This is a genomic window from Paenibacillus castaneae (assembly GCF_002884445.1).
Taxonomy (GTDB): Bacteria; Bacillota; Bacilli; order Paenibacillales; family Paenibacillaceae; genus Pristimantibacillus; species Pristimantibacillus castaneae.
Genome location: NZ_KZ614144.1, coordinates 5,712,706 through 5,726,525, shown reverse-complemented (window position 1 = coordinate 5,726,525; position 13,820 = coordinate 5,712,706). Strand labels below are relative to the sequence as shown.

The 13,820-nt window shown below is 44.0% G+C and carries 11 protein-coding genes; 9 read left to right on the top strand and 2 right to left on the bottom strand.

Going from position 1 to position 13,820, the window contains the following annotated elements:
* Positions 1 to 502 precede the first annotated feature (502 nt).
* A complete protein-coding gene (locus CEF13_RS25640) occupies positions 503 to 1,936 on the top strand; it encodes a stalk domain-containing protein (RefSeq protein ID WP_102715236.1) in 1,434 nt (477 codons plus the stop codon).
* A gap of 210 nt (positions 1,937 to 2,146) precedes the next feature.
* A complete protein-coding gene (locus CEF13_RS25635; protein WP_102715234.1) occupies positions 2,147 to 2,470 on the top strand; it encodes a DUF2642 domain-containing protein in 324 nt (107 codons plus the stop codon).
* A gap of 234 nt (positions 2,471 to 2,704) precedes the next feature.
* On the opposite strand, the gene CEF13_RS25630 is transcribed toward CEF13_RS25635, so the two are convergent.
* Positions 2,705 to 3,403, bottom strand: coding sequence for a YetF domain-containing protein (locus tag CEF13_RS25630; protein WP_102715232.1), 699 nt, complete (start codon positions 3,401 to 3,403; stop codon positions 2,705 to 2,707).
* A gap of 359 nt (positions 3,404 to 3,762) precedes the next feature.
* Here CEF13_RS25630 and CEF13_RS25625 point away from each other — a divergent pair, with 359 nt between their 5' ends.
* On the top strand, positions 3,763 to 4,527 hold the full coding sequence (locus CEF13_RS25625; protein ID WP_424991986.1) for a DUF817 domain-containing protein: 765 nt from the start codon (positions 3,763 to 3,765) through the stop codon (positions 4,525 to 4,527).
* A gap of 93 nt (positions 4,528 to 4,620) precedes the next feature.
* The gene (locus CEF13_RS25620) at positions 4,621 to 5,328 is read left to right on the top strand and encodes a DNA alkylation repair protein (RefSeq protein WP_102715228.1); all 708 of its coding nucleotides are present in this window, start codon (positions 4,621 to 4,623) and stop codon (positions 5,326 to 5,328) included.
* A gap of 60 nt (positions 5,329 to 5,388) precedes the next feature.
* Here the strand turns inward: CEF13_RS25620 and CEF13_RS25615 are convergent, their stop codons facing one another.
* Complete coding sequence (locus tag CEF13_RS25615; protein WP_102715226.1) at positions 5,389 to 6,498, bottom strand: N-acetylmuramoyl-L-alanine amidase family protein; 1,110 nt, start codon at positions 6,496 to 6,498, stop codon at positions 5,389 to 5,391.
* 343 nt (positions 6,499 to 6,841) lie between these two features.
* On the opposite strand from CEF13_RS25615, the gene CEF13_RS25610 reads away from it, so the two are divergent.
* The 5 genes from CEF13_RS25610 to CEF13_RS25590 all read left to right on the top strand — a co-directional run bounded on the left by CEF13_RS25610 (position 6,842) and on the right by CEF13_RS25590 (position 13,754).
* Complete coding sequence (locus tag CEF13_RS25610) at positions 6,842 to 8,245, top strand: glycoside hydrolase family 32 protein (protein ID WP_102715224.1); 1,404 nt, start codon at positions 6,842 to 6,844, stop codon at positions 8,243 to 8,245.
* A gap of 372 nt (positions 8,246 to 8,617) precedes the next feature.
* Positions 8,618 to 9,478: an AraC family transcriptional regulator gene (locus CEF13_RS25605; RefSeq protein ID WP_208414706.1), complete on the top strand. Its 861-nt coding sequence runs from the start codon at positions 8,618 to 8,620 to the stop codon at positions 9,476 to 9,478.
* A gap of 85 nt (positions 9,479 to 9,563) precedes the next feature.
* On the top strand, positions 9,564 to 10,028 hold the full coding sequence (locus CEF13_RS25600; RefSeq protein WP_208414705.1) for a glycoside hydrolase: 465 nt from the start codon (positions 9,564 to 9,566) through the stop codon (positions 10,026 to 10,028).
* Positions 10,029 to 10,423: 395 nt separating this feature from the next.
* Positions 10,424 to 12,241, top strand: a complete 1,818-nt coding sequence (locus CEF13_RS25595) for a sensor histidine kinase (protein WP_102715218.1) — start codon at positions 10,424 to 10,426, stop codon at positions 12,239 to 12,241.
* Entirely contained in the window at positions 12,234 to 13,754 is a 1,521-nt protein-coding gene (locus CEF13_RS25590) for a response regulator transcription factor (protein ID WP_102715216.1), read from the top strand. Before CEF13_RS25595 ends, CEF13_RS25590 begins: the two co-directional genes overlap by 8 nt.
* The last annotated feature ends 66 nt before the right edge of the window (positions 13,755 to 13,820 follow it).

Here is a 13,820-nt window from a genome sequence, read left to right as displayed (position 1 = left end):
GACAGTCTAGGACTTTATTTTCTACCGACATGTAGAAAGCAATTTCAGTCTGCCACTCAAATGCTCCCTGAACCAACGGGTAACAAAATGATCAGTGATTACGAGGATGCCGAACAGATTTCAGATTATGCAAATGATGCGATAAACGCACTTATAAAAGCTTGAATCATAAACGGCAGCAATGGAAAGCTTAATCCTGCGGATAGCTCAACAAGAGCAGAATTAGCACAAATGCTATACAATCTGCTTTCACTGTAAGAAAAACGGTATCAAATTATATGTGTAGCCTACAGGTGACACACTTCTGATTTAGAGCAAACAGGGTTCAGAATATTATTCTGAACCTTGTTTGCTTAGATGAATTGTTTAGTCAGAACAAAAATATTTTCACGCGAACGGTTAATTAAGGATTGAGTTTTGTTAATGATTGTCTAAGCAACTTTCTAAGGTAACCAACGTCTAATCATGTATAGAAGTGAATAGAAGAGGAGCTAAAGTCATCATGAAAAAGGTTATAACAGGGCTTCTGCTTATGTTAGTCATTAGTCTAGGCTTGTCCGGACAAGCATCTGCAGATCAGGCAAGCTTAGAGGCAAGCTCAAAAATTAGCTTTCATGACGAAAAGCTGGAGCAAGCGATCAGGCAAATTTTAGACAAGAACGAGGATGAAGCTATTACGAAGCAAGAAATGGAATCGCTGACCGATCTTAATCTAGCATTCAAAGGGATCAAGAGCGTACAAGGCCTGCAATATGCGACGAATTTGACGAATCTGAATCTATACCTGAACGAGATTGCGGATATCGAGCCGCTCGCAGCGTTAAAACAAATTCGCTATCTAGATCTTTCCTACAATCAGATCGATTCAATTGGGGTTTTGTCCTCCTTGAAGAACTTGGAGAGTTTAACGGTGAACGGGAACAACCTTACATCGATTGATGTAGTTAAGCATTTCCCACGTCTGAACGAGCTCGGAGCAGGTGCTAACCATATTACTGATATACAGGTGCTAACGACACTCAAAGATTTAACATGGTTAAAATTGAATGATAATCCGATCGCGAATTTTGAACCGATTAGCAAATTGACTAAGATTATAAATTTGGATCTTGAGAACAATAAGATCTCGGATCTAAAGCTGCTTAAACCGCTGTCTAAGAGCTTGATGAACCTTCACATTGGCGGCAATCAGATTACAGATCTTAATGCGCTTGAAGGATTGAGCCTATTGAGATCTCTATACGCGGAGAACAATCAGATTAAAGTAATTACTCCTCTGCGAAAGCTGACAAACCTGGAGGTTTTGAATCTCAACAACAACCTAGTATACGATCTTGAGCCGTTGAGATCTCTTAAAAAGATTTCTAACTTATACTTAGCGAATAATCGGATATGGAATATCGAGCCGATTAGCAACCATAGGTTCGATACTCACTTTGACACAGGAGCGATAAGATACGGTCTGGATTTAACGGGCAACTACTTGGATTTGAGGAATACGACGAAATCCTACATGCTTCTGAACAAGCTTGCAGGGGATGGACATCCTTTAAATCAATTGAAAGCTCAGCGATTAGTCATAGGAAGTACGACCGCCTACGTAGGGGAGAGTGCGTTCAAGCTTAGCACTGCTCCATTTATAGTGTCACAGCGCACTTATGTTCCAGTTAGATTCGTATCGGAGCGATTAGGTGCGAACGTTGCGTGGAATCAAAGCAAGAAAGAAGTCACCATCGTGAAGGACGGCAAGACGATCCGTTGGGTTGTTGATAAGAAGACTGCAAACGTAAATGGAAAAACGGTTGCTTTTGATACGCCTTTGCTCTTGAAGAAAGGAACTACGTTTGTACCGGTACGCTTCGTATCCGAGCTGCTGGAATCTTCAGTAGAGTATATACCGAGCAGCAAGTCAGTTCTTATTTTTGAGAAAAAATAACGTTTAAACGTAAACCCGAAAGCTAGACATGGTTAAAGTGTCTGCCTTTCGGGTTTTTTCGGCTATAACTTTCCCCTGTTCTTCTAATATGACTATATTAGCACAAGCTGTCAGGTAATTTAGGGAGAAGGGGTGAATTGGAATACTACATAGTAATTTGTCATAAGTTATAAATAAGTTTTTAATTTATGACATAGGAGTATGCAACACATGAATAGATTTGTGTACTATGGCTATCCGCAGGCCTATGCCTCATTCCCAGCCCCGCAATATTATTGGAATGGAGACTTACAGCGCAAGGAAACTCTGGTGTTGCCAAAAAATGTCATGTACACAACAGCAGTGGAACCCAAATTTATAGAGCATTTAACCCAACACATAGGGTTAATGATTGTCATTACGACAACTGTCGGCAAATTGGTAGGTACTCTGGATGATGTTTTCATTGATCACGTAGCTCTTATAGTTCATGGAAAAAAGCATCACATTCGATTATGTGAAATCGTTTATTTTGAAAAAGCAGAAGAGAAATAAGCAATGAACGCGAGCGGACTAATCATAAAGTTATAACCGGAAAAAGTTCGAGCAAAGCTTTAAAAAGTCGACTGCAAGCCGAAGTGATTTCAGGGCATTTACCCCTGATTTCACTCGGCTTTTTATTTTCTTTTCTGTTTTCTTCTCCGATTTTCATGGACTTTACTATGGTGAAAGTGTCTAATTTAGTGAACAGACAAGGTTACGTTCCTTTATAATATCAGGTTTGCGTTATTAGCTGTTTTGGTGAGATGATTTCTTATCCACATAAATAGTTCCATCACTTTGCAGCTCGGCAAAAAATACATCATGTACGGACTGCACTCCATACGGTTTGATTTGTTCTTCAAGCCACTCGCGATTCAATTGCAGCTCCTTCAAATTCCTCTTAACAATTTTGCCATCGACAATGAGTTCGGTTGGAAGATACAATCGCTCACGAACGGGTATTTGCAGATCCATTCTTGTCGGACTTTCCTCTTCTTGCTTCTTTAATACACTTAATTTCCCGTTCGGCTCCAGAATCGCATAGTCGACTTCCCGTACGGAAAATACACTTTTCTCTCTGAGAAGCATGCTCAAATCGTCCATATTTAGCTTGCTCAAAGCCATAGCTTTTGCTTGAATTTTTCCCTTTTTGATGACGATTGCAGGCTCCCCGTCGAATAATACTCGAATTAGCGGAGATTTAAGGCTTAGTTGCTCAATGATTATAGTAAGCAGCGCCCACATTGTCATTACAGTGATACCTGCGACTACTTTTATTTCTTTATTTAAAGCCATTTCACCGGCAATGTTCCCGAGAGCAATTCCGGTAATATAGGTGAAAAACGTCATTTGACTTAATTGTTTTTTTCCTAAAATGCGCGTTAATAATAATAGAACTATAAAGCCTAACAAAGTTCTGAGGGAGTACTGCCATATCGTATCCATAACTCATCTCCATAGCATGTTTCTTCATTCTAACCCAACCCAGAATATGCCCAGTTATTTTGACTATCGTGCCAAAGGAGGGGACCCCAATCTTTTGAGGAAATATTTCAACATATGATGTATCTTGTCCCCGTAATGGAAGTTCATTCATAACTTAACCACCCATAGGCTTTTCATGTCATCGCTTAATAGTCTAAAGGAGTAATTACTATTCTTAATGTGAGAAAACAAGAAAATTCAAACTAGCTATTTTCTCTTTTTCCAAATCCATTACACCTATATTATTAGTAAAAGATAAAAGCACTCAAAATTGATTCATGAGGAGGAGATAAACAAAATTGAAACCTATTGTACAACTAATGCATTTTGGCTATCATCAGGCGATGAGCTGCATATTTCCGGTTGCTATCTTTGGAACTCTTGCCCTCTCTAGCATAATAGAGGTACCTTTCCTCCATCGCTATGATGCCATTCTACTTATATTGCTTGGAGTGCAATACCTCATGTACCGCTGCGGATTAGAGACGCGTGATGAAATCAAAGTAATTTGTATATTTCACATTATTGGTTTGGTGCTGGAGCTATATAAGGTATCGATGGGATCATGGTCATACCCTGAGCTTGGATATACAAAGCTGCTCGGTGTCCCACTTTATAGCGGGTTTATGTATGCAAGTGTAGCAAGCTTTATGTGTCAGGTATGGCGGAGACTGCGGATGGACATGACTGGCTGGCCAGGGCTTGCGCCCTCGGTACTGCTAGGAGGAGCAATCTATTTCAACTTTTTCACACATCATTTTATTCCCGATTTTCGTTGGTGGCTGACGGCGCTTGTATTTATTGTCTTCTGGAAAACATGGATCATATATCGGGTACGAACTAAAACATATCGAATGCCCTTAACGCTCGCTTTTATCATTGTAGGTTTTTTCATCTGGTCAGCTGAAAATATAGCCACTTTTTTTGATGCTTGGAAATACCCTGACCAGCACCAAACCTGGCAGCTGGTTAGTTTCAGTAAGATCAGCTCGTGGTTCCTTCTGGTCATTATTAGCGTCATCATCGTTGCCCAGCTTAAACATGTGAAAGCAAGTCGGACAACGAACGATTCGCAGGCCAACTAAGGAACTGATAAGCCCCTAACTACACGATCGCTGTCCAACATGTGATTATGATAAAATGGATGTAATTCTTTAAAACTAAGGAAGTGTTAAACTATGAATTTCGAAATGGTTATGCAGGAGCTGGAAGCTCTCGGCAAGGAACGAACCAAGAAAATATACATATCCAATGGCGCGCACGAACCGCTCTTTGGTGTGGCTACAGGCGGAATGAAGCCCATAGCCAAGAAAATCAAAAAAAATCAACCTTTGGCTGAGCAGCTTTACAAAACGGGGAATTACGACGCCATGTACTTTGCAGGCATTATTGCAGACCCAAATGCAATGACTGAAGCTGATTTTAATCGTTGGATAGATTTGGCTTACTTCTATATGCTCTCCGATTATGTAGTGGCAGTAACCTTGGCAGAAACAGATATCGCACAAGAAGTTGCCGATAAATGGATTGCAAGCGGCGACGAGTTGAGAATGTCAGCGGGCTGGAGTTGTTATTGCTGGCTTTTGGGTAATCGACCTGACAGTGAGTTTTCCGAAAGTAAACTTGCCAATATGCTTGAAATGGTGCAGAATACGATTCACGATTCTCCCGAACGAACCAAATACGCTATGAATAATTATCTTTATACAGTGGGGGTATCCTATTTGCCGCTCCATGATAGGGCGGTCGAGACCGCTGAGGCAGTAGGTCCAGTAGAAGTCAAAGGGGATAAGACAAAAAGCAAGTCTATACAGGCATCCGTAAATATTCAAAAGGCAATAGATAAAGAACAACTGGGTTTTAAACGCAAATATGTAAGGTGTTAAACGATTGCATTGCAGACCGCCCAAAGCTGGCGGTCTGCTCTTGTACGATTAAATATGCAGTTACCTGCTGAAGTAATCCTCCAGCCCTTTCGCAATTGCTTTGGCTGCTTTCTTTTGGTAGTCGGAGCCGCGGATGATGGATTCATCCTTTGCGTTGGTCAAGAAACCGAGCTCTACGAGTGTAGATACCGTATCATTTTCCCGCAAGACGTGAAGATCGCCGAAAGAAATCCCATTGCTCTTCAAGCCGATGCCGTCCGCAAGTCTGTTCTCCAACGCGCGGGCCAATTGCTGATCTTTCGATTCCGAATAATAGAAGGTAAGTATGCCGGACGTTTTATTCTCCGAGGAATTATAATGGATGCTGACGAAAGCGTCCGCGCCGGCGGATTCGCTTATCTTCACTCTGTCGGAAAGTTGGGGCTTCTCCCCATCCTTCGTTCTTGTCATGAGGACGCGCGCTCCGCGATTGCGCAGCTCATCCTCGAGGTAGAAGGAGGTGCTCAAATTAAGCTCTTTCTCCATCGTTTCAAATTTCGTACCGATCGCTCCGGGATCGTCTCCGCCGTGACCGGGGTCAATGACGATTACTTTCCCTTTAAGTCCCTTCGATTTTCCTGAAGAAACTGCCGCCGTTTGTATTGCGTCTTTCACGATATAACGATCTGATACCCAGCCGGTTTGCCCATCCGGAGTCTGGATACGAACCCATCCTTCCCGGTTGTCTATTATCGTAACAGCCTCACCCTTTGTTAGGCCTCCTAGAACCTTATATTTCAATCCGGCGCCGGCCCTGATCCGAAGCGAATCCGCCAGTACAGTTGCACGGGTGGCTGCAGAACTCTTTAGCACACTGTCAACTTGATCTGTCGCCGATGCCGTTACGACACTGCCATCGACCTTCTTCAAATAATAACCTGCCGCCCAGCCGGAGACCCGGTCCGACTTGATGCGCAGCCAGCCGTGCTCTTCGTTCGAAACGGTGACTATCTCGCGGTTCTTCAAAGAACCCACAATCGACGATTCAAGAGAAGGCTCGCTGCGGACATTCAATGAATCGGTGTATACCTTGGCTGTATAACTACCGCTTGCTTCCGCCCGATTTGGTATAGTATTAGAAATACTAATCAAACCATAGGTTAACATTATCAGATATACAATTTTTTTCATACAAGTCTCCTTTAGTATTCATAGGTTATGTAGGTCTACTATTATACCAGCAATTACTAGATTCATGCAGATCTTAAAATTGTTTAGGGAAACATATTCCTGCTTTGTATCTTGATAAAGGCGTAATTATTCAGAACGAATCTCTTAAATGTATCCTGTGCCATCTGGAGAATGATTGGAGCAGATAATCGAATGAAATGTAGCAGAATGACGATTTAAATACATTTATCAGGGTTACAGATGAAGTGTCGAAGCGATAATGAAAACCGTTTCCCCGCGCGTTCGAACAAGAGAAAAGGGCTTTCTCGACGGTTGGAGGACGGAAACAAAAGGAGTGAAGAAGTTGGATCGTTACAGACCGAGGTATCACTTAACGCCGCCGCGCAATTGGATGAATGACCCCAACGGCCCTTTCCAATCGGGCGGCGAATATCATTTGTTTTACCAGCACAATCCTTCTGCGCCGGAATGGGGCGATATCCACTGGGGACATGCCAAAAGCCTCGACCTGGTGAACTGGACGCATTTGCCGGTTGCGCTCGCCCCTTCACGCGAGCTCGGAGAGCTGCATTGTTTCTCGGGTTGCTCGGTCGTAAACGACGACGATGTGACATTGTTTTATACGAGCATCGGGGAAGGAGAACGGAACCCGACGAGTGGCGCACAGCAGTGGACGGCCAAAGGAAAAGACTTGCGAAATTGGCGCAAGCCGGACATCAATCCCGTATTAACCGCGGAGCTGCACGGAGAGCTTCGGATTACGGAATGGAGAGACCCTTACATCTGGAAAGAGCAAGACGGATGGCGCATGCTGCTAGGAGGCACAGAGGGTGACAGAGGCTGCAGTTTGATTTATCATTCCGACGATTTGGAAAATTGGAGCTTCAAGGGGATTTTCCATCAGGGAGACGAGTCAATCTGGGAGTGTCCGCATCTGTTCCGCTTTGGAGATAAGGCCGTTCTGTTCTATTCTCCGAGCGGACCGGTTCGCTATGTTTCTGGAACAATAAGTGAGAATAGATTGACGGATGTGCTGAGGCATGGCACCGTCGACTTCAGCGGCTGGGAAGGCTATTATGCCTCAACGGGCTTCGTTGACGAGAAGGGTCGTCGCATTCTGCTCGGTTGGGTTCCGGAAGGAAGAGGAGAGGATTTCCCGGCAAGCTTGGAATGGGCGGGGATGCTGGCGTTGCCGCGTCTTGTCAACCTCAAGCCAAATGGCGCGCTCGCGATGTCGCCGGTTCCCGAGCTGGAGACGCTGAGGGGCGAGAGCCGAAGCTTTGCAGACGTTAGCGTCGGGCAAGCTCCGATGAATACGGGCGTGAATTCGACGTCCTTCGAGTGTTTGGTGGAAATCGATAGACGGACCGCAGGGACGGGTAAATTGATCGTTTCCATATTTGCTACAGCGTGCGGTCGGGAGAATACGGACGTGTGCTTGGATTTGGCGACGAATGCGATCGTCATCGACCGTTCAAATTCAAGCTTGTTCCCGAATGTACATAAATCGCCGGTAAAGGGGGATTTGCCGCCCGCAGATGAAGCTGAGCCGCTGAGGCTGCGAATTTTCGCGGATCAATCGATCGTCGAAGTTTTTGTCGATGATGAAACATGCCTTTCGGCGAGAATCTATCCTTCCTTGGATGGCAGCGACGGCATCGAGCTTCGTTCGAGCGGCGACATGGTCGTCTCCAAAATAGAAGTCTGGGAGATGAAGGAAGCGGAAATTCGTAGCGAAAAGAAATAGTCGATAGCTACTATGAGATGCATAGGGCTATCGCAATAACAAACAGCGGCTTACCGGTAGATTCTATTACGTCCGGATAAGCCGCTGTTTAAATGTAGAATCAATCTGTGGAAGCGTCATTAAGCAAGTAGGAGGATAAATCATTCGGACTAAGAGGAGGAAGCGGTTGCTGGCAGGGCATACATGTCCCTCCTGTCTTGTCCGCAGTAGCGGGTAAAATGGTCGCGATACAGCCTTCCGTTCGGCACGGTAAACGTTCCGTTATTAGCTCCCTCATGAAATAAATGTTCAGCGTCTGTCATACGATCGCAGACAATGACAGGTACGTTATACCTAGCCGTGATACCATGTTTTTAGAAAGGAGTTTTGCGAATGGAATGGCTGAATCGAATGATGTCGGCGCTCGACTTGATGGAGGCGAAGATGGAGGAGCCGTTAGATGTCACGGAGCTTGCGAAGGCAGCATACTCGTCCCCCTATCATTTTCAGCGAATGTTTTTTATGCTGACGGGCATGACTGTGGCCGAGTACGTACGGAAACGACGTTTGACCTTGGCGGCTCAAGAGCTTGCGCTGTCCGGTCCGAAGGTGATTGATGTTGCCATGAAATATTGTTACGATTCACCCGAGTCGTTCTCCAAGGCGTTCCGCAAGCTGCATGGCATTTCGCCCTCCGACGCACGGAATCTCGGCGTTCAACTGAAGGCCTTTCCTCGCATCTCCTTCCACCTATCACTGAAGGGAGATAAAGAAATGGACTACAGAATTGTGCAAAAAGATGAGTTCACCGTCATAGGCAAATCGATCCGAACATCGACTATAGAGGGAGAGAATTCAACGGAGATTCCGAAGTTTTGGCGAGATAGTCAAGCGGACGGAACTGTGGGAAAAATTGCTGCCTTAGGAAAAACGGAAGATATGCTGGGACTCTGCTATGATGCGCAGCAGGATGGTGAGGTTTTTAAATACGCAATTGCGGTAGAGACGGATGCGACATTGTCCGACAGCGGGTTTGAATTCATACAGATTCCTGCAGCTACGTGGGCTGTGTTTACGTCCACAGGTCCGATGCCCGGAGCGATTCAAGAAGTCTGGGGCCGCATCTACCAGGAATGGTTCCCGACTACGGGATATGAGCAGGCCGAAGGACCCGATTTAGAACTTTATCCACCTGGAGATACGATGTCCGAACATTATCGATGTGAGGTATGGATTCCGATTGTAAAGAAATAAAAAAGAAGCTCGGTTACCTGAACGTCTGACGGACAAAGTATAAACGGTTGTAAAGAACAATAACGATAAACCAGCACGAGGGGAATTGGATTATTTAACCAATTCACCTCGTGCTTTTTCATTTTCAACGAAGGAAAAATCAGTTATGCTTTTCAAATTGGTTTACAATGATTCAGTGATTACTACTCATCATTGGGAGTGGGATAGCTATAAAATGAAAGGTCAGACGGGGGAACGCAGATTAAAAGAATATCTCTACAACACACCTCTACTGTTCCACTTAGATGCAGCTACATGGAAAGAACGAAAACAAGACATTGTGCAAAATATGAAAACATGGCAACTTTTCCAGCAAGCCGCTTTAAAGCAGCAAATGACGAATTTCGAAGTTTTAACATCGGATCGGCTTGTCCAAAAGACCACATTTGGCGAAAATTTATCGGTCACAGCAAATTTCGGTAGCCAAACATACGAGGGAATCAAACCGCATACTGCAGTCATACTTCAGGACGGCAAGGAAACTGTGATTGAAATAAATGAACTAGATTAATTTGATTAAAAGGTTTAGTTTTTCGCATGGTACTGAGTAATGGTCTTCCACTGCCGCGGTGGATTCCAATCAACTGGTTATAAGACTGGACAATCTATCAGATGAACACTGACAGATGCTCCAGTCTTTTTTTTCCTTTTTTGCAGATAGCAGAATCAGTGTCCGTAAGGTAGTTAAGGAAGCACAGCGTTCGAGTTTTTTGCTGTAATGCAGCACTTTCTAACGAACGATCTCATTCATAATATAAGGCAAAGCCATCCTTGAGATAACGGCACGCTGGGAACCGCTAAGCGAGACGAACTTGTGTCCCTTAAGCTTGCTGAAGTATTATTAAAAGTTGTATCACACATCATGTTCTCTGATCTTTCCGATCATGCATGGGAAAGGAGCCTATCTTGAAGGTAAGAAGCTTGTATGAAAATTTTGTGAAAAATAATCTGTTTATGAAAATGATTTTGTTGTTCACACTGATCACAACGGCGACGATTGTGGGCCTTTCTTATTTTATGTTCAATATGATGTCGGAATCGATTGTCCGCAATGAGCTTGAAACCCAGAAAAAAGCGATGGATAGTGTAAACAGCTATATGACCCGCAAATATGATTCCGTACAATCGATTATGCTGGATGTATACCGGAATGATTCGTTATCGCTCCAGCTTTCCTACTTTCTGCAAAATCCATTTGAGGATTACATGAGATATCAATTGGATCAGTATGCCGATGAGACCAATGTAGATATGCCAAAGGGGCTTGCTTATTTTGAGAGTAAGCTGGAAAACGATACGGATATCGAAAATTTGCTGCTATACAGCTCGGAACAGCAGTTCTTATATGTATACAAGCAAGGACATGTAAACAAATTAATACCAGCTAACGCCTCACACTCTTATATACCTGATGCTATGGCGCTAGAGAATAATAGGGTATCGGTGCCGAATGCTTGGGTACGCAATGCCATTAATCAGCAGGAACCTAAGCTCTATGCTGTGCGCGTACCAATAACGGACAAGAATACGTTAAAAAATTTGGGGCAGCTGCTCGTTTATTTTAATTCGGAACCTATTAAGAAGGAATTGGAGAGCTACACAGGGCAATTAAAGGGATATATTCTCGTTTTGGGACAAACGGGTGAAGTGCTGTTTGACTCATCCGACCGCTATTATGGGGCTCGATATCCCTATGCGGATAAAATTAATTCCTTGTATGATACGGCGATGCTGGAACAGGAATCGTATGTGACGACGCTGACTCAAAAAGAAGCAGGCTATCTGGTCGTTGGCGTTGCTCCGAAGGCAGAGGTCGCTGCTGCATATAAAGGGCTGAAGCGCACCATTATATTGATTAGTGTGATTTGTATCGTACTGGTGCTTTTTCTGTTGATTCTGGTTGTAAGCAATTATGCCAAACGAACCAATAAAATTATCCGGGTAATGCGAAAAGTGAAAAGTGGCGATTTGTCCGTGCGCATTCAAGATGAAAAAGAAGATGAGCTCGGACAAATTTCCAGAAGCTTCAATGATATGCTGGGCGAGCTAACGAGATACATCGACAGCGTATATAAAGCAGAAATTAAGCAAAAGCATTCAGAGCTTGCTGCTTTGCAAGCAAGGGTAAACCCCCACTTTCTATATAATACTTTAGAAGTGATCCGCATGAGGGCCGTATCGCAGGGGGCGAAGGATGTAGGAGAAATGATTTATAGCTTGTCGGTGTTATTCAAAAGCTTCATGCAGACAAAGAGTGAAAATACGCTCAAGGATGAGCTTGAGACGTCACGTCTTTATTTGGAGCTCTTTCGTATCCGTTACAAGGACAAGCTATCCTACGAAATCGTATGCGACGAGCGTTTGGCAGGCAAAAAAATAATGCGGATGGCACTGCAGCCGATTATAGAAAACTACGTTGTGCACGGTCTCCAGCCTCGCAAATTGGATAATCATATCCGGATAAGTGTATTGGAGCGGGAAGGCCGAGTTCGTATTCAAGCTGAAGATAACGGCATAGGGATAACGGAAGAACGGCTGGAATGGATTCGCAAGTCGCTAGACTCTGGGGAGGAAGCTGGTGACTCCTTTGGATTACGCAGTGTGCATGAGAGATTGAAGCTTCTCTATGGAACGGATTACGGCCTTGAAATAGATAGCACACCAGGGATTGGAACGATTGTGTCGATCGAGTTTCCAGCTCAGGAGGAGGCACTGCATGTATAGAGTATTTATTGTAGATGACGAGCCGTTCATTATCGAGGGCTTGTACGATATTATCGATTGGTCAGCATTTGGGCTTGAAATTGTTGGTTCAGCAGAGAATGGGATGGATGCGCTTGTCGCCATTAAAGAGTGTGTCCCAGAAATATTGTTGACGGATATTTCTATGCCCGTGATGGATGGCTTGACCTTGATCCGCGAAGCAAGGAAGCTGCAGCCGGATTTGAAGATTATTATTTTGAGTGGATACAATGAATTTGACTACATTAAGACCGGACTAAAGCTTGGCGTGGAAAATTATTTGCTTAAGCCGATTAATATCGACGAGCTGCAGGAAACGCTTGCTAATACGATTGATAAGCTGAATATGACGAGACCGAATCGATTATTTAGTGATTATGATATTCGGATTTTAAGGGATAATATATTGTATCGCTGGTTAACCGGACGAATTGCGCCTAATGAGCTGAATGAGCGGATGGACATGCTGGACATTCGAATGGATGCCCCCTATCTCATTACCGCTATACTCCGGACAGAAAGCCAATTAGATTCATCCTACGAGGCGGTACAGCGGCTTGCGGTTCAAGATCCGTCAATGCTGCCCTTTGTAGACATCGATGGTGATTTAGTTATTGTTTTTATGCTTGAGGATAAAGTTCAAGGTAAAGAAAAAGCGATTCATATGCTTGAAAATATGCAGAAACGGTTGGCTCCCAGCCGTATGCGAACTTCGATTGGCAGTGTGGAGGCGATTGGTGAGGATGCACCTCGAAGCTATGCTCACGCGAAGAAAGCGCAGGAATATTTTTTGCTGCTGGATGAACCGGCAATATTAGATTATGTCTCGCTTACGGAGAAGAACAACATTGGGAATATAGCAGCTCAGCCACTTAACTGGTCGACATACTCAAAGCTGATTAAGGCAAAGGATCTGGAAGCTCTTCATGCGGCGATCGATGCTGAATTTGGGGCTTATCAGACACTCGAGGGAGTTACGCCGGCGTATATTCAAAACATGGCGATTGAGATGATGATTCGATTCAAAATGGAGCTCAAAGAGATCAAGCAAGCCGATCAGCCCGAGCTGTACAAAGCGGGCTTCGTGCAGATTATGCAGGTTGATACGATTGAAGGCTTAGCTGCAGTCGTCAAAGAAGCAGCGACGTTAACAGTTGAATCGCTAATGTCCGATGTGAAGAGCCCGATTATTCAGCTCCTGCTGGGCTATATTCATGAAAACTATGCACAGCCGCTGTCATTAAAATTGCTCAGCCAGCAATATAATATCCATCCCGTTTATCTTGGTCATCTGTTTCAGAAGGAAACGAATGAAACGTTTACGGAGTATATCAATAAATATCGAATCGAAAAGGCAAAGGTCATGCTGAAGGAAACGCAATTAAAAGTACAGGAAATTGCCACGCAGGTTGGTTACTGGGAAAGCGGCTATTTCTACAAACAATTTAAGAAATATGTTGGCATTTCTCCTACAGATTACAAGGGACTACTCTAATGCAAGATAGAGCAGTCCTTTTTTCTTTAATTTGTACACCATACCTTTAGTTTGTCGACTATATGA

Bases quoted from the DNA above. Each gene is read 5' to 3' on its own strand.
- CEF13_RS25640 (WP_102715236.1), top strand. From the start codon at position 503: ATGAAAAAGGTTATAACAGGGCTTCTGCTTATGTTAGTCATTAGTCTA.
- CEF13_RS25635 (WP_102715234.1), top strand. From the start codon at position 2,147: ATGAATAGATTTGTGTACTATGGCTATCCGCAGGCCTATGCCTCATTC.
- CEF13_RS25630 (WP_102715232.1), bottom strand. From the start codon at position 3,403: ATGGATACGATATGGCAGTACTCCCTCAGAACTTTGTTAGGCTTTATA.
- CEF13_RS25625 (WP_424991986.1), top strand. From the start codon at position 3,763: ATGCATTTTGGCTATCATCAGGCGATGAGCTGCATATTTCCGGTTGCT.
- CEF13_RS25620 (WP_102715228.1), top strand. From the start codon at position 4,621: ATGAATTTCGAAATGGTTATGCAGGAGCTGGAAGCTCTCGGCAAGGAA.
- CEF13_RS25615 (WP_102715226.1), bottom strand. From the start codon at position 6,498: ATGAAAAAAATTGTATATCTGATAATGTTAACCTATGGTTTGATTAGT.
- CEF13_RS25605 (WP_208414706.1), top strand. From the start codon at position 8,618: ATGGAATGGCTGAATCGAATGATGTCGGCGCTCGACTTGATGGAGGCG.
- CEF13_RS25590 (WP_102715216.1), top strand. From the start codon at position 12,234: ATGTATAGAGTATTTATTGTAGATGACGAGCCGTTCATTATCGAGGGC.